Source organism: Kribbella sp. NPDC048915 (genome assembly GCF_040649595.1).
Lineage (GTDB): Bacteria > Actinomycetota > Actinomycetes > Propionibacteriales > Kribbellaceae > Kribbella.
Genome location: NZ_JBEZFT010000042.1, coordinates 22,564 through 41,758, shown reverse-complemented (window position 1 = coordinate 41,758; position 19,195 = coordinate 22,564). Strand labels below are relative to the sequence as shown.

Sequence of the window (19,195 nt, the reverse complement as noted above, 5' to 3'; positions counted from 1 at the left end):
GTCAGTCGGGCCGGTTCAGGCGCCGTCCTCCTGGCCGAGACTGAAGGCGGCCTCCAGATCGTGGCTGGAGTACGCGCGGAACGCGATGTGGGTCTCGGTGCTGACCACGCCCGGCACCCGGTTGACGTGCTCGGGGATGACCGTGGCCAGGTCGTCGTGCCGGGCGACCCGGACGAGGGCGATCAGGTCGAGCCCGCCGGTCACGGAGTACACCTCGCTGACGCCGTCGATCGCCGCCACCTGTTCGGCGACCTCCGGGATCCGCGCGACGTCGGCCTTGATGAACACGATCGCGGTGACCATGCGGTCCTCTCCTCGCTCCCATCCGGAACACATCTCAACGCGCTGAAGCATAGTGCGCGCCCCAGCGTGACCCTGCCGCCCGTCCACAGCCCCTGGCCTGCGACCCGCCGGTCAACGAAGGCAGGTGCCTACGGCAAGAAAGTCAGCTGGCCCGGGCCGGACCGAGCGGGCGCAGCCGGCGGCGGCGCTCGGTGGGGTGCTGGTGCTGGTCGGAGTGCGCGTTGTCGAGGCGGGTGAGGTGGCGCCCGGCGCCACTGATCGGGCAGGTCCAGGTCCCGTCCATCTCGACAAGACGAACACCGGGCAGTTCCAGCCAGCGGAGCACCAGCTCGATCTCCTCGGGTGACGCCGACGCAACCGGTCCGATGCCGGGCAGGACCGTCTCGGCCGAAGCACGCAGCATCTCGAGATGCGGTCTGGGGTCGGTGCCCCGTGGGCTGAAGCCGGCAGCGGCCAGACGACCGTGACGGATGACGTGCAGCTCCCAGCCGCCGTCGTCGGTCCGCCTGGCGGCGCAGATCTCGGCGCACGCGGTCACCGACGCCATCCGCTGCATTCGCGCCGAGCTGCGCACGAACGCGCTCAGCCGGTCGCGGTGGACGGCGGCGTCCTCGAAGCGCTCGTCCGCGGACAGTACGTCGATCCGCCGGTCCAGCGCCTGGACGACCGGCGTCGGGTCCACGGTCAGCGCGGCCCGCAGCGCGGTCACGAACTCGCCGTACGAATCGACCGAGATGCGGCCGTCACACGGCGCAACGCACCGCCCCATCTCGGCCAGCACACACGGCGACAGGGACGGCTTCTTGGACATCCGAGCGGTGCACTGCCGGATCGGGAACGCCTCGTGCAGCGCGGCCATCGCGCGCTCCGCCGTCTTCCGCGAGCTGAACGGCCCGAGGTACCCGGCGTCGTCGTCCCGCACCTGTTTGACCAGGGACAGCCGCGGAAACGGTTCGACCGTGACTTTCAGCCAATGCTGCCGCTCCGGGAACTTCGAGCGCCGGTTGTACCGCGGTTTGTGCTCCGCGATCAGCCGCAGCTCCCGGACCTCCGCCTCCAGCGGCGTCCCGCACTCGATACCGCGGACGCCGGTGGCGATGCCGACCATCTCGCCGATCCGGTTCCTGGTCTCGGAGGCGGTGAAGTACGAGCGGACGCGCGTGCGCAGGTCCTTGGACTTCCCGACGTACAGCACCTCGCCGCGGTCGTCGGTGAACAGGTACACACCGGGTGCGTGCGGCAACGACTCGGCCAGGTGGCGCTTGGCACGGACGGCCGGCGCGACCCGCGACGAGAACGTCTGCAGGTCCTCCAGTGTCTGCACGCCCAGCGACCCGACCCGCTCGAAGAGCCCGTGCAGCACGTCGACCGTGGCGCGGGCGTCGGACAACGCGCGGTGGTTCGGCGTGGTCGTCGTACGGAACAACTTCGCCAGCGTGCCGAGCTTGCAGTTCGGCGCCTCGTCGGGCGTGATCACGCGCCGGGCGAGCAGGGCGGTGTCGACGACGGCGAAGTCCGGCCAGTCGTACCCGTGCACCTGCGTCTCGTGCTTCAGGAAGCCCATGTCGAACGGCGCGTTGTGCGCCACCATCACGCAGCCGCGGGCGAACTCCAGAAACGCAGGCAGCACCGACTCGATCCGCGGCGACGCGGCCACCATCCCGTTGGTGATGCCGGTCAGCACCGCAATGAACGGCGGAATCGCCTCCGACGGGTTCACCAGGGTCTGGAACTCGCCGACCACCTCACCGGCCCGCACCTTCACCGCACCGATCTCGGTGATGCCGCCCTCGCCCGGCGGGTTGCCCGTGGTCTCCAGGTCCACGACGCAGAACGTGATGTCACGCAGCGGAGTACCGAGGTCGTCGAAACTGTGCTGCACACCACGGATCGGCGCCGTCGGATCCGGGGGCGGTGTGGGCACTGGACTGCTCATGGCCACGACGCTAGGAGCCGCCACCGACAATTCCGCAGGTGACACGCAGGAGAGTCGACTAGGCTCTCTGTATGCGTACACAGGCGATCACCGCGCAACCGGGCCCGTTGCCCGCTCGCTGTGGTCTGCGTCACTGGCCGATGAGCTGCCAGGTCGTCGTTGCAAGCGGACTGCGGACCGGTGACTGAGGCAGGCACCGCCGCGAGCTCCGCCGCTACGACTCTGCCTGAACCGGTCCGGCAACGCGTCCTGACGCTGGCCGCGCATGCACTCGGCCAGCTGCCGGCGTCCGACATCCCGGCGCCGCTGCGCCGGTTCGCCAGCTTTGCGCCGGCCAAACGGGCGAAGCTGTCCGCGTCGGTGCTCGGGCCGATTCTGGAGACCGACGAGCACTTCCGCAGGCTGGCAGCCTTCGAGGTACGGCGGGAGCACCCGGAGCTCGGCGACGCGATCGCAGAGGGTGTACCGGTACCCGCCGCGGACCCGGTGGAGGCCGCTGCGCTCGCCTACCTGCTCCGCCCGGACGGCTGGGAGCAGTTGGTCGCCGCGGCCGCGCAGGTGCCTGTGGAGAAGCCGCAGGCGGACGCCGAAGCCGTGGGCCGGCTCGCCGACCAGCTCGACCAGGCACGCACGGAAACCCGGCAGGTCCGTGAACGCCTCCGTGAACAGGTCAACGAACTCAAGGCCGAGAACGTCACGCTCCGCCGCAAGCTGAACGAGGCGCGCCAGCGCATCGGCGGCCTGCAGACGGAGCTCGAGCAACGCACCAAGGAAGCAGAGTCCGCGGACGAACGCGTCGACGCCGCCCGCGCCGACGTGGAACGCGAGCTGCGCAAGCTGCGCGCCCGCATCACCGAACTGGAAGCGGTCGAGCACGCGGCGCGTCGTACGGCGGGACAGGAGCGGGAGCTGGCCTCCACCCGGACCAGACTGCTGCTGGACACGTTGCTCGAGGCAGCCAGTGGTCTGCGTCGTGAGCTGGCGTTGCCGCCCGGGGGAGAGCTCCGTCCCGCGGACACCGTGGCCGGCTCCGAGCCGGACGCGGCGCCGGTCGGCCGTACGGCGCCCGAGGACGACCCGGCGTTGTTCGACGAGCTGCTCGCGTTGCCGCAGGTGCATCTGATCATCGACGGCTACAACGTGACCAAGACGGCCTGGCCGAACTCGCCTCTGCACTCACAGCGTCAGCGTCTGGTGACAGCTCTCGGCGCACTGGTCGCGCAACGTCGTATCGAAGTCACTGTGGTGTTCGACGGCGCCGAACTGTCCGGCCCGGTCCAGCTGAACCCACCACGCGGTGTGCGCGTCCGGTTCAGTCCCGCCGGGGTGATCGCGGACGAGGTGATCCGGCAACTGGTTCGGGCCGAGCCGCCGGGACGCCCGGTCGTCGTGGTGTCCACCGACCGCGAAGTTGCCGACAGCATCATCCAGCTCGGCGCCCGCTCGCTCACCGCGACCAGCCTGATCGCCCGCATCGCCCGGCCGTGAGCCCGGCGGCATCGCCCGGCCTTGAGCCCGGCCGTGAGCCCGGACGTGAGCCGGGACGTGAGCCGGGACGTGAGCCGGGACGGCAGGCCCGGATCGGCACGGCCACGGAAATTGTCGGTGGGGGTCTTTAGCGTCCTTCTCAGCCGGGTGCAAGTCCGGCGCTTCCCCACTTGGAGGATGTTGTGCTGATCGACTGTGACGCGTGTGTGATGAAAGGCCCGGGCTGCCAGGACTGTGTCGTCACGGCGGTGCTCGCCATCTCGGAGGGACACGGTCCGGGGGCCATGCGCATCGACGACGACGAGTTGGCGGCGCTGGACGTGCTGGCCGGCTCGGGTCTGGTCCCGCCGCTGCGCCTGGTGCATGCGGTGAACAGCATCGAGCCGGGCGACGCGCCCGAGGAGCAGACCGGCTGACCCCGTTCCTTGTCAGGACCATCAGCGCCGAGAACCCCTGTAAGAGCAGGCGAAACGATCGTTTGGCCGGGCCCGGCCTGCGTTAATTTTCGATCAAACCCGAGGGGCGAATTGCACTGGTCACGAAACGGTCACTACTGTTACCTCTCGTTGCCTCAGGGTGTCGGCCGCTCCGGCCGACCGGGCAGCAGCAAGCCGAGGGAGTGATCGGCGGATCCCGCGGACCGGCGTCCGCGGAGCGGCCTGATCAACGGGGACGGCGCGAGCAGAGGAAGGGACCGACCGGGCTGTGTCCACCGGACGCATCAACCGCACCAAGGGAATCGCCCTCGCCGCCATCACCAGCACGGCCGTCGCTGCGGGTGTGTTCCTGATCCAGGGAGCGGCTGACGCCGACCCCGCGCCCACTCTGGAGCAGGCGAAGAAGCAGGTCGCCGACCTCCAGCACAAGGCCGAAGTGGCGGGCGAGTCCGCGAACGATCTGCGTGGCCAGATCACCGCTGCGAGCACGCGCGTGAAGGCGCTGCAGGCGGGGATCGCCAAGCAGCAGGCCCAGGTGGACGCGGTGAAGCGGCAGATCGGTTCGCTCGCGGTGGCCGGCTACCAAACCTCGGGCATCTCCACGACGGCGCAGCTGCTGCTGTCGAACAACCCGGACCAGTTCCTCAGCCAGGCGTCCACGGCCCAGGCGTTTGCCGGCCAGCAGAACTCGGCACTGCGCCGCTACCAGGTCGCCCAGGGCAAGCTCACCGACCTGCAGGCCGGCGAGCAGGCCGAGCTGGCTGCCCTGCAGGCCGTCCAGGCGAAGCAGAACGCGTTCAAGAAGCAGCTGCAGGACAACCTCGACAAGGCGCAGCAGGTCCTCGACAAGCTCAGTGACGACCAGCGCCGCAAGATCGAGGAGGAGAACGCCCGCGAGGCCGAGGAGGCGCGCAAGCAGCGCGCGTCCCGCGACGGCGAGCGCTCCGACGAGGACCTGCCGAACGTACCGGCCAGCGGCCGCGCGAAGATCGCGGTCAGCGCCGCGATGGCCCAGATGGGCGACCCGTACGTGTGGGGCGCCGAGGGCCCGAGCTCGTTCGACTGCTCCGGCCTGATGCTGTACGCCTGGGGCAAGGCCGGCGTGTCGCTGCCGCACTCCTCGAAGGCGCAGATCAACGAGGGCCGCCGGGTGAGCAAGTCCGAGCTGATGCCCGGTGACCTGGTCTTCTTCTACTCGCCGATCTCGCATGTCGGGATGTACATCGGCAACGGCCGGATGGTGCACGCACCCCGCCCGGGCAAGAGCGTGACGATCACCTCGATCGACACGATGCCGTACGCCGGTGCGTCCCGTCCGGGCTGACCTGCGACCTTGACATACTCTGCGGCTCCGGGTGCTCCCCGGAGCCGCACCGTTTCACGGGCCTCAGGCGGTGCCGTAGTGTCGAAGGAGGCACGTAGTGTTCCGCCTGGTCGGGGCAGGTGAGCAGCGAAGGGCCGAGGTGATCGACGAACAGGGCGATACGGTTCCGCTGCCGGCGATCCCGTCGATCGGTGACGCTGAGGAGCCGATCGAGCACCGCCCGGAGTCGTCCGGCGACGGTCCGCGACGCCCGCCGTTCGCACCGATCCTGAAAAAGGTCGCGCTCGGCCTGGCCGTCTGCCTGGCCGCCGGCGCCGGGTACGCCGGTCTGGAGTACGTCGCCGACGCACCGGCCGATCCGAACGCGCCCGGAGCGAGTCAAGCGCCACCGTCGAGCCCGACGACGCCCGACGACGCCGAGGCCGGTGTCCAGCGCGCGGTGGCCGGCGAGGCGGTCCTGCAGAAGATGACTGCCGCGGTCCAGAACGAGGACCGTGCCGAGTTCCTGGCCACGATCGACCCGAAGGCCGCCCAGTTCCGGACCAGTGCACGGACGATCTTCAGCAACCTGAGCCTGCTGCCGCTCGGCAGCTTCGAGTTGCGCTACCTGAGCGACGACGTTGGCGCGCTGACGCCGGACCGGCAGGCCGAGCTCGGCGGGACGCAGTCCTGGCTCGCGCAGGTGGAGGTGTCCTGGCAACTCAGCGGGTACGACGCGAAACCGGCCCGCGAGACGCTGCCGGTGACCTTCGTCACCCGGGGCGGCAAGACGTACGCCGCCTCGTTCTCGGAGCGGTTCGTGGCGGGACAGCGCCGTCCGGTCTGGGCGCTCGGCCCGCTCGACCTGGCCAAGGGGCGAAACAGCCTGGTCGTCAGCCTCGACTCGGAGTCGGAGGCCAGGAGCTACGTCTCGGTGGCCGACCGCGCCGTCGAGGCGGTCACCGACGTGTGGGGCAAACGCTGGCAGCAGAAGGTCGTCGTCTACCTGCCCGCCAAGCAGGCCCAGATGGAGGCCGTGCTCGGCGCCCGCCCGAACACCTACACGCAGATCGCGGCCGTGACGATGGCGGAGCTGGACACGCCGGCCGTCGGTGCTCCGGTGCGGATCGTGGCGAACCCGAAGCTGTTCGAGGAGCTCGGCAAACAGGGCCGCCGGATCGTGCTGACGCACGAGACCACGCATGTCGCGTCGACGGCGACCGCGTCGCCGGTGCCGTTGTGGCTGGCCGAAGGCTTCGCGGACTACGTCGCGTTCTCCGCCGTCCCGGTGCAGGACGAGTCGGCCGCCAAGGAACTGTTCAAGGCGATCCGGGCAGGCCACGTCCCGAAGACCCTGCCGACGCCGGAGGCGTTCGCGGCCTCGGCGAAGGAGTTGCCGGAGGCGTACGAGTCGGCGTGGCTGGCGTGCCGGATGATCGCCGAGCGCGACGGGGAGGACAAGCTGGTGCAGTTCTACCGGGCCGTGCATGCGTCGCGGACGTCGACCGGACTGGCTGACGCGTTCAAGAACGTGCTGGGCACCACCGAGGCGGAGTTCGTCGATGAGTGGCAGAAGTACCTCGAACGGCTGGCCGGTGCCTAGAGCAACCTCCAAGCCGCGGATCGCGGCCGGCCTGCTTGCGCTCGCGCTGGTCTTCACGATCGCCGTTACCACGCCCTGGCACCTGATCGACCTGCCGTCGCCGGATCCCGCGCTGGACTTCACCGCGGCCGAGATCGCCCGCCAGAACGCCTACCGGCACGAGATTCTGCGCTGGTCGACGACGTCGTGGGTCATCTCGGTCGTGGTTCCGCTGGCGATCGGCTTCAGCCCGCTCGGCCGCCGCCTGTACGACGGTCTGCGCATCCGCTGGTGGCCGGTCGCCGTACCGGTGACGGTCGCGGCGATCGCCCTGATCACCAGCCTGCTCACCGTCCCGACCGACGTTCTCGCCCAGCGGGTGAGCATCAAGTACGGTCTCGCGGTCGAAAACTGGCGGCTCTGGGTCTGGGACCGCGGCGTGAACTGGGCGATCATCTCGCTCGGTGTCGGTCTGCTCGCGGCCGTCCTGATCGGGTTGGCGAAACGCCGTCCGCAGGGCTGGTGGTTGCCGGGAGCAATCGTCTCCGCGCTGCTCGTGCTGGGCGTCTCATTCGCGTACCCGGTGCTGGTCGAGCCGCGGTTCAACGAGTTCACTTCGCTGCCGGCCGGTGCCCAGCGCAACGACTTCCTGCGGCTCGCGGCCGAGGACGGCGTCCCGGTCAAGGACGTCCTGGTCGCGGACGCGTCGAAGCGCACCACCGCGCTGAACGCGTACGTGTCCGGCTTCGGCTCGACGCGCCGGCTGGTCGTCTACGACACGCTGCTGAAGGACACGCCGCCCGCGCAGGTCCGGCTGGTCGTCGCGCACGAGCTCGGTCACGCCGCGGAGGACGACGTCCTGCACGGCACGCTGATCGGTGTCCTCGGGACGGCGTTCGGCATCACCGTCCTGTACCTGCTGCTCGGCCCCCGGCTGGCCGATCCACGGCGTACGGCGGTGCTGGTCGCGCTGATCGTCGGCGCGACGACCCTGGCGAGCCCTGTGCAGAACCTGGTGAGCCGCAAGATCGAGGCCCGCGCCGACTACCACTCGCTGCGGCTGACCAACGACCCGCGGAACTTCGTCGCGATGCAGCACGATCTCGCCGTCCGGAACATCTCCGGTCTGGAGCCGAGTCCCTGGCGGTACTGGATGTTTGCCAGTCACCCGACCGCGCCGGAGCGGATCGCGATGGGCCGCGCGTGGGCCGAGCAGAACGGCAGCACGGTCCCGCCGCTCGCACAGCGATGACGGTCCTGCTCGTCACCAACGACTTCCCGCCCCGGCAAGGCGGGATCGAGACCTTCGTCCGTTCCCTCTGCGATCAGTTGCCGGATGTGGTCGTTTACACCTCGCACGAACCGGGCGACCTGCAGTACGACGCGACGCTGCCGTTCCCGGTGATCCGCGACCGGAACACAATGTTGTTGCCCACGGCCCGCGTCACCCGGCGCGCCGTTCAGCTGATGCACGACTACGGCGCCGGCCGGATCCTGTTCGGCGCGGCCGCGCCGCTCGGGCTGATGGGTACGGCGCTGCGCCGGGCGGGTGCCCACAAGATCGTTGCGATGACCCACGGGCACGAGACCTGGTGGGCCGGCGTACCGGGCGCGCGGCAGGCGCTCCGGAAGATCGGCGACGCCGCCGACACCCTCACCACGGTCTCCTCGTGGTGTGCCGATCAGATCGCGCCCGCGCTCGCACCGCAGGCTGCCCAACGGATGCGACGGCTCACACCCGGAGTCGACACCCAACGTTTCGCCCCAGGCTGCGGGGGAGACGATGTCCGCCGAAAGCTCGGCCTGGAAGGGGTTCCGCTCGTCGTCTGCGTCTCCCGGCTGATCCGCCGCAAAGGCCAGGACACGCTGATTCGCGCCTGGCCGCAGATCCGCCGGCAGGTGCCCGGCGCGCGGCTGATGCTCGTCGGCGGCGGCCCGGACCGTGAGTACCTCGAGAAACTCGCGGCCCGCACCGGCGTGTCGGACGCGGTCCTGTTCACCGGCCCGGTGCCCTGGGCCGAGATCCCGCCGTACGTCGACGCAGCGGACGTGTTCGCGATGCCGTGCCGGACGCGCCGCTTCGGGCTGGAACCCGAGGCGCTGGGCATCGTCACGCTCGAAGCGTCGGCGACCGGGAAGCCTGTCGTCGTCGGTGACTCGGGCGGTGCGTCCGACACCGTCCGGCACGGCGAGACCGGCTACCTGGTCGATCCGTACAACCCGACGGCCGTCGCGGTCCGGATCGCCGAGCTGCTCGGCAACCCCGGCGACCTGGGGGCGAACGGCCGCGCCTGGGTCGAGGCCGAGTGGACGTGGCAACGCTCCGGAGCGGTGCTGAGGCAATTACTGGACATCTGACGCCTGGCGTCGTGTACTCTGGCCGACATGCACCGGATGTTCCGACTTGCCGCAGCCGTACGAGCTTTCCGCTCTCCGGCTGCCGCTGCCTGACATTCGCACACTTCCACCGGCGACCGGAAACGGTTCGCCGGTGTTGTTGTTTCTGCTGCCGGTGGTCCGTTCCCGGTCCTGAGATCGACAAGGACGAGAACCATGAGCATCACCAGAACCTTCATCGACTTCTTCCTCGACCGTGACCACGTCCCGACGACCGGGTCCACGCTGATTCCGCGGCTCGGCGATCCCGTGCTGTTCACGACCTCGGGTATGCACCCGCTCACGCCGTACCTGGAGGGCGAACCACATCCGCTGGGGCGCAGACTCACCGGTGTGCAGCGATGTCTGCGCACCACGGATCTCGACGAGGTGGGGGATCCGACCCACCTGACCGTGTTCGAGATGCTCGGGTCGTGGTCACTCGGCGACTACGGCAGCAGCCAGACGCTCACCTGGGGGTACGAGCTGCTGACCAGCGGCTACGGCATCGACCCGGGGCAGCTGTACGTGACCGTGTTCGGCGGTGACGACTCCGACGGCGTGCCGCTCGACCAGGAATCGCTGCGCACCTGGCAGGAGCTCGGCGTGCCGGTCGAGCTGACCACCGACGACAACTGGTGGTCGAACGGCCCGACCGGACCGTGTGGCCCGGACTCGGAGATCTTCGTCTGGACCGGTGACGGCGAGCCGGAGGGTACGCCGACGACCGACGACCGCTGGGTCGAGGTCTGGAACCACGTGATGATGCGCTACCGCCGCCTCGACGACGGCTCGCTCGAGCCGCTGCAGCAGCAGAACATCGACACCGGTCTCGGCCTGGAGCGGCTGACCATGCTGCTCGAGGGCGCGAGCTCGGTGTACGAGACCTCGCTGTTCGAGCCGTGGCTGCGGATCGTGCCGAAGCTGTGGCCGCTCGACGAGCGCTCGCAGCGGATCGTCGTCGACCACCTGCGGTCGAGCATCGTGATCATCGGCGACGGCGTGCACCCGTCGAACACCGGCCGCGGGTACGTGCTGCGCCGGCTGATCCGCCGTGCGCTGACACTGCTGTGGCGCCACGACGACTCCCGGTCGGTGGCGGACCTGCCGATCGAGCTGTTCGAGCACACGCTGAACCACTTCCACCAGGGCGAGACGGTGACGATGGTCCGGCGGATCCTGATCGACGAGGAGATCCGGTTCAGCAACCTGCTCGACCGCGGCCGCAAGGTGCTCAGCCACGAGCGGTTCCACAAGTCGCTGGACGAGACCGACTACGAGTACCTGCACGAGACCCACGGGCTGCCCCGTGAACTCGTCGACTCGCTGCGGTAGCGCCCGGCCGGGTCAGATCGTTTCGAGGACGTCGGTGCGGGGCGGGTCGGAGTCCGGAATCTCCGGCGGTACGACCTTCCCCACCGACGACTGGGCCACGAACGCGCCGACCAGCACGATCACGCCGCCGATGATCTGGTTGGTGCGCAACGTCTCGCCGAGCAGGATCAGCGCGAAGACGCAGGCGGCGACGACCTCGACGTACGCGACCGCGCCGCCGATCGCCGCGGACAGCCGCTGGACGGCGGCCGCGCCGGCCAGGTACGCGACGACCGTGCTGACCAGGATCAGCCAGGCCGCCATCACCCAGCCGGGGGCGTGCCGCTCGCCGATCGCGATCGAGTCGACGAGCACGTGCCACGGCGTACCCCAGGGCATCGCGACGAGCGTCAGGACGACGGCGCCGACCACGCTGCCGGCCGCGGTCATCACGAGCGGATCCGCTGCACCGGTGAGGCGTTCGATCAGGATGAAGTACGTCGCCTGGCAGGCGGCCGCGCCGAGCCCCGCGATCAGGCCGATCAGGTCGATGCTCAAGCCGGTCCAGATCTCGGCCACGGTGGCCAGGCCGATGACCGCGATACTCACGCCGATCGCCGCCGACCGCGGTACGGCGGCCTTCTGGCCGAACTTGAGCCACAGCACCACGAGCACCGGGCCGGAGAACTCCAGCATCAGCGCGACGCCGACCGGCAACCGGCTGGCGGCGATGAAGAACAGCGTCTGGCAGCCCGCGATCCCGGTCAGGCCGTAGAGCACCAGCGACTTCCAGGACGCCCGCGCCTGGCGCAGCCCGGCGCCGCCGCGGAAGATCAGCACCAGCGGAACCAGGACAGCGGCCGCTCCGACGATCCGTAACCAGGCCGCCTGCTGCGGGCTGAAGCCCGCCCCGATCAGGGCCTTGGCGAACGGTCCGGACCCCCCGAACGTGATCGAGGAGAAGATCGCGAACGCCAACCCCACCGACTTCGTGCTGTACATGGGCATAACGCTCTCATGCTCATTACATCTCTGTCGAGGGGAATTCTCACAGCACGTTCACGGCGCGGGCCGCAATGATCGCGACGGTGAGCAACGCGATCGCCGACTGGATGCTCATCAGCATCTTCGTCCGTGCGGTCAGCGGCATCGTGTCGGTCGGGCTGAACGCCGTCGCGGCGGTGAACGAGACGAACAGGTAGTCGGTGAACCCGGGCAGCCAGCCGTTCCACCCCGGCAGGTCGACGGTCATCTGCGGGAACAGCAGGTCCGGCCGCTCGGTCTCCCGCTCGTGTTCCGGCGCCCGGGCGAACGGTCCGCCGCGGTCGATCTCCCAGTACCAGACCGCGAACGCCACCACGTTCGTCACCCAGATCAGTACGGCGCTCTTCACCAGCACCTGGCCCTCATCCGCGTCGCCGTTGTTGAGGAAGAAGATCATCCCGGCCAGGTAGAACGCGTTCACCAGCACGAGCACCGCGAGCAGCACCAGTTCCACCCAGCGCAGCCAGGGCTCGTCGCGGCGGAGGTGGAACGGGTTCAGCCACACCAGCGGCAGCAGCAGGAGGAAGCCGAGCGCGGGCATCAGCCAGCGCGGCAGGGCGTTGATCTGCGTCGGCACGAGCAGTTGCAGGACCAGCACCGCGAGTACCGCCAGCGAGGCCGGCCAGCGGCGGGTGTGGCGGGTGCTTGTGCGTGGGGCCTTGTTCACCTGAGCATTCTCGCCCCGGCGGGCGGTTGTCCGACGGAGGCGTCGACGACCGCCTGTCCCACCTCGGTACGGCGGTAGTGGACCTTGTGACCGGTACGCCGACGGGTCGCGAGCCCCGCGTCGTACAGCGCCGCGAGATGCTCCGCGACCGTCGCGAGCGCCAGGTCGTACTGCGCGGCGAGATCGCTGGTCGTCGCCGGCGGATCGAGCGCGACGAGGAGCGTGGCGCGGGTACGGCCGAGCAGGCGCGCGAGCGAACCCGGGGGAGCGGGCACGTCGGACCACAGCCGGGCCGCGCCGCGGGCGGGGTAGACGAGCGTCGGGTGGTACGCCGGCTCCGCCACGATCACCAGGTGCGGCCAGGCGAAGACGCCGGGTACCAGGAGCAGACCCTGGCCGGTGAGATCGCGGTCCTCGGACGGGTACCGGGGAGCGATCAGCCGGTCCTCCTCCCAGGTCAGTACCGGATGCAGATCGTCGAACAGCGCGCCCAGTCCGCCGTACGTCAGTTGCTGCCCGCGATACGCGATGTCGTCCTCGAGGACCCGGCTGATCAGCGGCCAGTCCGGCTCGATCAGCGCCTCCCAGGCGCTCTCGATCTCGTCGGCGAGCCGGTCCCGGCTGCCGGCCGGGTCCTCGATCATCCGGTCGATCTCCGGTCCGGCGGGATTGTTCTTCTCGTCGCGGGACCGGATCAGCTCCGCGCGGACGGTGTCCAGCGGCGTACTCCGCACCCGTGCGATCTCGGTCGCGAACTTCGCCCGCGACGCCTTGGGTGGCGGCGTGAGGAAGTCGGGCGTGAAGCCGGTCAGCGGTTGCACCGCCTGCAGCCCGCGCAGATCGAGCGTCCGCGCCGCGTCCTGCTTCGACTCGATCCACTCGTCGTACAGGGACCGGTGCCTGGATCGATGCAGCACCCGCACCGCGGACATCGTCTCCCACAGCGGCGAGAGCCCGAACCGGCAGCGCAGGGCGTCGGCCTGGGTGAAGCGCAGCACCGTCACGAAGGCGAACTTTCGGTCACAACCAAAACTCTACGCCGACCATCGGAGGGTCGGGCAAGCTCGCGGCGTGCGGTCCTACCGAGCTGTACTCCGCGTCCCCGGCCTGCGTGCCGTCTATGCCGCGCACACCGTGTCGATGCTCGGCACCGTCGGCGCGCAGGTCGCGCTGTCGATCCTGATCTTCGAGCGGACCGGCTCACCGTTGCTGTCGGCGCTCGTGCTCGTCTGTTCGTTCCTGCCCTACGCCGTCAGTGGGCTGCTGCTGTCCTCGGTGACGGACCGTTTCCCGGCGCGGCGCGTGCTGGTGATCTGCGATCTGCTGAGCGCGACCTGTGTGGCCTGCATGCTGATCCCGGGGATGCCGGTCGGCGGACTGCTCGCGCTCCTGCTCGGCACCGGGGCGATCGCGCCGATCTTCGCCGGTGCCCGGGCCGCCGGCCTGGCGCAGTTGCTGCCGCCGGACCTGTTTCCGGTCGGCAGATCGTTGCTCCGGGCCATCGCTCAGGTGACCGTGATGACCGGCTTCGCGGTCGGCGGCCTCGCGGTGGCGGCGATCGGCGCCACCGCGCTGCTGGTCGTCGAGGTGGCGACCTTCGTCCTGTCGGCGGTGCTGATCGGGCTCGGTACGCCGTTCACGCCGCCGGGGGAGCGGGTGGGCAGCACGGTCCGCGACTCGCTGTCCGGGCTGCGAGTGATCTTCGCCCACCCGAGGCTCCGCGCCCTGATCCCGCTGTGCTGGGTGGCCGCGGCCTTCTCGTCCCTGCCGGACGGGCTGGCCGTCGCGTACACCGCACAGGTCGGCACCGCCGCCGCGGCCGCCGGTGCGTTGTTCACCGGGTACGCGGTCGGCGGAGTGCTCGGCGAGCTCGTCGTCGCACGGTTCACCCCTTCCGTGCGGCGGCGGCTCGTCGTTCCGTTGCTGCTGGTCAGTCAGCTGCCGGCGATCGCGTTCGTCGCCGTACCGCCGGTTCCGGTGGCTGCGGTCCTGCTCGCGATCTCGGGCGCCGGCTTCGCGTTCAACCAGGGCATCGACCCGCTGATCCTGCAGCACGCGGACCCGGCGTACCGCGGCCGGCTCTTCACCGTGCAGGGCAGCGGGATGATGGCGATCCAGGGTGTCAGCATCGCGCTGGGCGGCGTCGTGGGCTCCTTCGTGGCGCCGAACCTGACGATCGCCGCGGCCGGCGTCCTGGGCACGGTGATCACCTTGCTGCTCGCGCGTCAGGCCCTGAGTTCGGAACCTCCGCCGGCCGGCCGGTACGCCGGCAGCGCCTCGGCCAAGCTGGGGTAGTGCTCGAAGGGCCGGGTCTCCCGGGTCGCGCGGAGCAGGTCGGTGAACCATTCGCCGGCCCCGGCGACACGCAGCCAGCCCTGGTGGCGGGTGGCGAGTTCGTACGCCTCGGTGAGGACGTCCAGACCGCCGGCGTCCATGGCGGTGACGCGCCGCAGGTCGACCACGACCTGCGACAGCTTGGTCGTGATCACGTGCTGGAGCTCGTGCGCGAAGGCCTCGGTGGTGCTGCTGTCGACCCGCCCGGCCACGCGGATCACCGCACAGCCACCGACCGCGCTCCAGCTACAGACGAACGGCCCGCCGAGTGCGGCGGGCTTGCGGGACGAACCAACGATCTTTGGCGTTCGAGCTGCCTTCATGCTGCTCCGGTACGCCCGCTAACCTCGGGGTCGGCGCGCAAGGTGTCCCACGCCGCCCGGATGTGGCTGCGCATCACGGACTCGGCCCAGTCCGGATCGGCGGCCGCGAGCGCCGCGACCAGCTCGTGGTGATGCGCGAGACTGCGGAGCAACGCCTCGGGGGAGTAGCGGGTGAAGGTCCGCCAGACCAGCGGCACCTGGACGACCGCCGAGAGCACCGCGGTGAGCCGGGAGTTGTCCGCGGCGTCGAGGATCGTGCGGTGGAAGCGGTTGTTGAGTTCGGTCAGCCGGTCGACGTCGGTCGGGTGTCCGTCCGGAGCGATCGCGTCCATCGCGGTCGCCAGTTCGGTGAGCAGGTCGAGGTCCGCGCGGCCGGACTCGGCCGCGAGCCGGCAGCCCCAGGGCTCGACCACGGATCGCAGGCTGAAGATCTCGTCCAGGTCGCGCACGGTCCACATCTGGACCTGGACGCCGCGGTTCCGCTCGTGCCGGACCAGCCCCTCGGCGGTGAGCCGGCGCAGCGCCTCGCGGATCGGGGTCCGGCTGACCCCGATCGAGTCCGCGAGTTCGCCCTCGCGCAGCCACTCACCGCCCGCCCGACGGCCGGTCAGGATCTGCTCGCGAATCAGCCGGTAGGCCTCGTCAGCGGTGTGCCCGTTGTCGGTCGTACGGGTCTGCGCGGTGCTCTCGTCCATGGTGAACGTCACCGTACAACCTGACCAGATTGCATGCAATCCATTGACATCGCCCCGAGCTGCGCCGTAGCTTCCCAGAAATCAACCACAAATTGCATGCAATCTGAGGATGTCGATGAGTACACCGCTGCCGTTGGACGACGTTCGCGTGGTCGAGCTGGGCCAGTTGCTGGCCGGCCCCTTCTGCGGACAGCTGCTGGGTGACTTCGGGGCCGAGGTGATCAAGGTCGAGGACCCGAAGCGCGGCGACCCGATGCGGCAGTGGGGCCGCGAGCGGCCGTACGGCAAGTCGCTGTGGTGGCCGGTGGTCGCGCGCAACAAGCTGTCGGTGACCGCGGACCTGCGCACCCCGGACGGCCAGGCCCTGATCCGCCAGGTGATCGCGAAGGCCGACGTCCTGATCGAGAACTTCCGGCCGGGCACGCTGGAGCGGTGGGGGCTCGCCCCCGATCAGCTGTGGGAGCTGAACCCCGGACTGATCGTCACCCGGGTCAGTGGCTTCGGCCAGACCGGTCCGTACGCCGAACGCGCCGGGTACGGCTCGATCGGCGAAGCCATGGGCGGGATCCGGTACGTCACCGGAGATCCCGATCGCCCGCCGGCCCGGGCCGGGATCTCGCTGGGCGACTCCCTCGCCGCGACCTTCGCCTGCCTGGGCACCCTGGTCGCGCTGCACCAGCGAACCCGGACCGGCTGCGGGCAGATCGTCGACTCGGCGATCTACGAGGCGGTGCTGGCGATGATGGAGTCGCTGGTGCCGGAGTGGCAGGTGGCCGGCTACCAGCGCGAGCGGACCGGGACCACGCTGCCGAACGTTGCCCCCAGCAACGTCTATCCGACCGCGGACGGCGAGATGGTGCTGATCGCCGCGAACCAGGACACCGTGTTCCGCCGGCTGGCCGTGGCGATGGAGCGGCCGGAGCTGGCCGACGACCCGCGGTACGCGACCCACGGTGCGCGCGGCAGTTCGATGGCCGAGCTGGACGACCTGATCGCGGCCTGGAGCGGCACCGTGAAGGCCGACGACCTGCTGGACCTGCTGAACAGCCACGGCGTCCCGGCCGGCCGCATCTACCGGGCCAAGGACATGCTCGCGGACCCGCACTTCAAGGCCCGCGAGGCGATCGTCCGGCTGCTGCACCCCGAGCTCGGGGAGTTCGCCATGCACAACGTGGTGCCCAAACTCTCCGGCACACCGGGCCGGATCCGGCACGTCGGCCCGGAGCTCGGCGAGCACAACGACCAGATCTACCGCGACCTGCTGGGCCTCGCCGACGGCGAGCTCGACTCGCTGCGCGCGGCCGGAGTGATCTAGGAGGAGACATGACGTATCGGCTCGGCGTGGATGTCGGCGGAACCTTCACCGACATCCTGCTGATCGACGAGGACACCGGACGCACGTTCCGGGCCAAGACCTCGTCCACTCCGCAGGACCAGTCGATCGGCGTACTGCGCGGCATCGAACGCGCCTGTACGGCGGCCGGCGTCGGGCCGTCGGACATCGGGGAGATCTTTCACGGGACCACCGTGGCGACCAACGCGATCCTGGAAGGCAAGGGCGCCCGGGTCGGACTGGTCACCACCGAAGGGTTCCGCCAGGTACTGCAGATCGCCCGGTCGTTCGTCCCGGGTGGCCTGGCGGGCTGGATCATCTGGCCGAAGCCCGAGCCGCTGGCCGCGCTGGAGGACACCGTCGAGGTCCGCGGCCGGATCGGCGCCGACGGTGCGGTGGTCGCCGAGCTCGACGAGGCCGACGTCCGGGCCCAGCTCGGCCGGCTGAAGGAGCGCGGCGTCGAGGCGCTGAGCATCAGCCTGATCAACTCCTACGCCAACCCTGCGCACGAAGAGCGGGTCGCGGCGCTGGCCGCGGAGATCCTGCCCGGTATTCCGGTCTCCCGCTCGTCCGCCGTCCTCCCGGAGCTCCGCGAGTACGAGCGCACGATCACCACAGTCGCCAACGCGGCCGTCCAGCCCCAGGTCGCCAAGTACGTCGCGAACCTGGAGTCGCAGCTGAAGGCGTCCGGGGTCGAGGGCCGCTTGTGCATCCTGCGCAGCGACGGCGGTCTGGTGTCGGCGGCGGTCGCGTCCGACAACCCGGTGAACCTGTTGCTGTCCGGTCCGGCCGGCGGCGTCACCGGCGCGACCTGGATCGCCGAGCAGACCGGCCATCCGGACTTCCTGACCTTCGACATGGGCGGAACCTCCACCGACGTCGCACTGGTGCAGAACCTGACGCCGCGGGTCGGGCGGGAGACCACCGTCGGCGACCTGAAGGTCCGCGCGACGTCCGTCGACGTCCGGACGGTCGGCGCCGGCGGCGGGTCGATCGCCCACGTTCCCCAACTCACGCAGGCCTTGCGGGTCGGTCCGCAGTCGGCCGGTGCGGTCCCCGGGCCTGCGGCGTACGCGGCCGGTGGCACGCAGCCGACGGTCACCGACGCGAACGTCGTCCTCGGCTACCTCCCGACCGATCTGGCCGGTGGCGAGATCACGCTGGACCGGGAGGCCGCTCGCGCCGCGGTGAAGCCGATCGCGGACGCGACCGGGCTGCCGTCGGTCGAGGCCGCCGCGGCCGGGATCATCGACATCGTCAACGAGAACATGTTCGGCGCACTCCGGCTGGTCTCGGTCCAGCAGGGCTTCGACCCGCGCGACTTCGCGCTCGTCGCGTTCGGAGGCGCGGGTCCGTTGCATGCCAACGCACTCGGCAAGCTGACCGGTGCGTGGCCGGTGATCATCCCGCCGTCGCCCGGGGTGCTCTGCGCGTACGGCGATGCCACCACCAACCTCCGGGACGAAGCGGTGCGTACGCTGGTGCGGCGCTTCGGTGAACTGACCGACGACAGCCTCTGGGGGTTGCTCGCCGAACTCGGGTCCGACGCCCGCGCGACGTTGAGCGGTCAGGCCGTACCCGACGACCAGCAGACCGTCGCGTACTCGGTCGACTTGCGCTACCACGGCCAGGGCTTCGAGATCCCGGTGACGGTCGATCCGGACAGCTTCGACGGGAGCGGCGCCGGACTCGCCACACTGCGGCAGGCGTTCGACGCCGAGCACGAGCGGCTGTTCTCGTTCGTCCTGGACGCCGAGGTCGAACTGGTCACCGCGCGGGCGACCGCGCACGGACCACGCCCCGACGTCGCGGCCGCCGAGCTGCCCGCCGGCGACACCGACCCGGCACCCGCACTGCGCTCCAGGTCCGCGATCTGGGTCGAGGGCACCGAGGTCAGCGCCGCGATCTACGACCGCGCCCTGCTGCGCGCCGGCAACGTCGTACCGGGTCCGGCCGTCGTCACCGAGATGGACTCGACCACCCTGATCCTGCCCGGGCACGCGGCGACCGTGCATCCCAGCGGCAGCCTGCTGATCCGTCCCGTCGACGAGGAGCACTGA

At 70.2% G+C, this 19,195-nt stretch carries 17 protein-coding genes; 10 read left to right on the top strand and 7 right to left on the bottom strand.

Annotated elements, in window-relative coordinates; all coding sequences use genetic code 11:
- Positions 1-15: 15 nt before the first annotated feature.
- Entirely contained in the window at positions 16-303 is a 288-nt protein-coding gene (locus tag AB0B82_RS21435; protein WP_360171068.1) for an Lrp/AsnC ligand binding domain-containing protein, read from the bottom strand.
- Positions 304-445: 142 nt separating this feature from the next.
- Positions 446-2,239 (bottom strand): DEDD exonuclease domain-containing protein, encoded by a 1,794-nt coding sequence (locus tag AB0B82_RS21430; RefSeq protein ID WP_360171065.1) that lies wholly within the window; start codon positions 2,237-2,239, stop codon positions 446-448.
- 180 nt (positions 2,240-2,419) lie between these two features.
- Here AB0B82_RS21430 and AB0B82_RS21425 point away from each other — a divergent pair, with 180 nt between their 5' ends.
- From AB0B82_RS21425 to AB0B82_RS21395, 7 genes are all read left to right on the top strand, one after another.
- Positions 2,420-3,727, top strand: coding sequence for an NYN domain-containing protein (locus AB0B82_RS21425; protein ID WP_360171062.1), 1,308 nt, complete (start codon positions 2,420-2,422; stop codon positions 3,725-3,727).
- Between the two features lie 182 nt (positions 3,728-3,909).
- The gene (locus AB0B82_RS21420; protein WP_360171059.1) at positions 3,910-4,143 is read left to right on the top strand and encodes a hypothetical protein; all 234 of its coding nucleotides are present in this window, start codon (positions 3,910-3,912) and stop codon (positions 4,141-4,143) included.
- A 289-nt stretch (positions 4,144-4,432) separates the two neighbouring features.
- On the top strand, positions 4,433-5,488 hold the full coding sequence (locus AB0B82_RS21415; protein ID WP_360171056.1) for an NlpC/P60 family protein: 1,056 nt from the start codon (positions 4,433-4,435) through the stop codon (positions 5,486-5,488).
- Between the two features lie 97 nt (positions 5,489-5,585).
- Entirely contained in the window at positions 5,586-7,070 is a 1,485-nt protein-coding gene (locus AB0B82_RS21410; protein ID WP_360171053.1) for a hypothetical protein, read from the top strand.
- The gene (locus tag AB0B82_RS21405) at positions 7,030-8,301 is read left to right on the top strand and encodes a M48 family metallopeptidase (protein ID WP_360171050.1); all 1,272 of its coding nucleotides are present in this window, start codon (positions 7,030-7,032) and stop codon (positions 8,299-8,301) included. The genes AB0B82_RS21410 and AB0B82_RS21405 overlap by 41 nt, the downstream gene beginning before the upstream one ends.
- On the top strand, positions 8,298-9,407 hold the full coding sequence (locus AB0B82_RS21400; protein WP_360171047.1) for a glycosyltransferase family 4 protein: 1,110 nt from the start codon (positions 8,298-8,300) through the stop codon (positions 9,405-9,407). The genes AB0B82_RS21405 and AB0B82_RS21400 overlap by 4 nt, the downstream gene beginning before the upstream one ends.
- A 195-nt stretch (positions 9,408-9,602) precedes the next feature.
- The gene (locus AB0B82_RS21395; RefSeq protein WP_360171044.1) at positions 9,603-10,760 is read left to right on the top strand and encodes an alanine--tRNA ligase-related protein; all 1,158 of its coding nucleotides are present in this window, start codon (positions 9,603-9,605) and stop codon (positions 10,758-10,760) included.
- A gap of 12 nt (positions 10,761-10,772) precedes the next feature.
- Here AB0B82_RS21395 and AB0B82_RS21390 read toward each other — a convergent pair whose 3' ends face one another.
- From AB0B82_RS21390 to AB0B82_RS21380, 3 genes are read right to left on the bottom strand one after another with little or no spacing between them, the layout of a single operon-like run.
- Positions 10,773-11,741 (bottom strand): EamA family transporter, encoded by a 969-nt coding sequence (locus AB0B82_RS21390; protein ID WP_360171041.1) that lies wholly within the window; start codon positions 11,739-11,741, stop codon positions 10,773-10,775.
- 46 nt (positions 11,742-11,787) lie between these two features.
- Entirely contained in the window at positions 11,788-12,450 is a 663-nt protein-coding gene (locus tag AB0B82_RS21385) for a hypothetical protein (RefSeq protein WP_360171038.1), read from the bottom strand.
- Positions 12,447-13,454, bottom strand: coding sequence for a DUF5937 family protein (locus AB0B82_RS21380; RefSeq protein ID WP_360171035.1), 1,008 nt, complete (start codon positions 13,452-13,454; stop codon positions 12,447-12,449). The genes AB0B82_RS21385 and AB0B82_RS21380 overlap by 4 nt, the downstream gene beginning before the upstream one ends.
- A 67-nt stretch (positions 13,455-13,521) precedes the next feature.
- Between AB0B82_RS21380 and AB0B82_RS21375 the strand changes: the two genes are divergently transcribed.
- Entirely contained in the window at positions 13,522-14,745 is a 1,224-nt protein-coding gene (locus tag AB0B82_RS21375) for an MFS transporter (RefSeq protein WP_360171032.1), read from the top strand.
- Here AB0B82_RS21375 and AB0B82_RS21370 read toward each other — a convergent pair.
- Together AB0B82_RS21370 and AB0B82_RS21365 are read right to left on the bottom strand one after the other, a co-directional pair.
- Positions 14,676-15,107 (bottom strand): STAS domain-containing protein, encoded by a 432-nt coding sequence (locus tag AB0B82_RS21370; RefSeq protein WP_360171029.1) that lies wholly within the window; start codon positions 15,105-15,107, stop codon positions 14,676-14,678. The two genes, AB0B82_RS21375 and AB0B82_RS21370, sit on opposite strands and share 70 nt — an antisense overlap.
- Positions 15,104-15,814: a GntR family transcriptional regulator gene (locus tag AB0B82_RS21365; RefSeq protein ID WP_360171026.1), complete on the bottom strand. Its 711-nt coding sequence runs from the start codon at positions 15,812-15,814 to the stop codon at positions 15,104-15,106. Before AB0B82_RS21365 ends, AB0B82_RS21370 begins: the two co-directional genes overlap by 4 nt.
- A 103-nt stretch (positions 15,815-15,917) precedes the next feature.
- On the opposite strand from AB0B82_RS21365, the gene AB0B82_RS21360 reads away from it, so the two are divergent.
- Both AB0B82_RS21360 and AB0B82_RS21355 read left to right on the top strand, forming a co-directional pair.
- Positions 15,918-17,117: a CoA transferase gene (locus tag AB0B82_RS21360; protein WP_360171023.1), complete on the top strand. Its 1,200-nt coding sequence runs from the start codon at positions 15,918-15,920 to the stop codon at positions 17,115-17,117.
- Positions 17,118-17,125: 8 nt separating this feature from the next.
- Positions 17,126-19,195: a hydantoinase/oxoprolinase family protein gene (locus tag AB0B82_RS21355; protein ID WP_360171020.1), complete on the top strand. Its 2,070-nt coding sequence runs from the start codon at positions 17,126-17,128 to the stop codon at positions 19,193-19,195.

Coding starts and splice junctions, on each gene's coding strand:
- AB0B82_RS21435 (WP_360171068.1), bottom strand. CDS start 303: ATGGTCACCGCGATCGTGTTCATCAAGGCCGACGTCGCGCGGATCCCG.
- AB0B82_RS21430 (WP_360171065.1), bottom strand. CDS start 2,239: ATGAGCAGTCCAGTGCCCACACCGCCCCCGGATCCGACGGCGCCGATC.
- AB0B82_RS21405 (WP_360171050.1), top strand. CDS start 7,030: ATGAGTGGCAGAAGTACCTCGAACGGCTGGCCGGTGCCTAGAGCAACC.
- AB0B82_RS21400 (WP_360171047.1), top strand. CDS start 8,298: ATGACGGTCCTGCTCGTCACCAACGACTTCCCGCCCCGGCAAGGCGGG.
- AB0B82_RS21395 (WP_360171044.1), top strand. CDS start 9,603: ATGAGCATCACCAGAACCTTCATCGACTTCTTCCTCGACCGTGACCAC.
- AB0B82_RS21390 (WP_360171041.1), bottom strand. CDS start 11,741: ATGTACAGCACGAAGTCGGTGGGGTTGGCGTTCGCGATCTTCTCCTCG.
- AB0B82_RS21370 (WP_360171029.1), bottom strand. CDS start 15,107: ATGAAGGCAGCTCGAACGCCAAAGATCGTTGGTTCGTCCCGCAAGCCC.
- AB0B82_RS21360 (WP_360171023.1), top strand. CDS start 15,918: ATGAGTACACCGCTGCCGTTGGACGACGTTCGCGTGGTCGAGCTGGGC.
- AB0B82_RS21355 (WP_360171020.1), top strand. CDS start 17,126: ATGACGTATCGGCTCGGCGTGGATGTCGGCGGAACCTTCACCGACATC.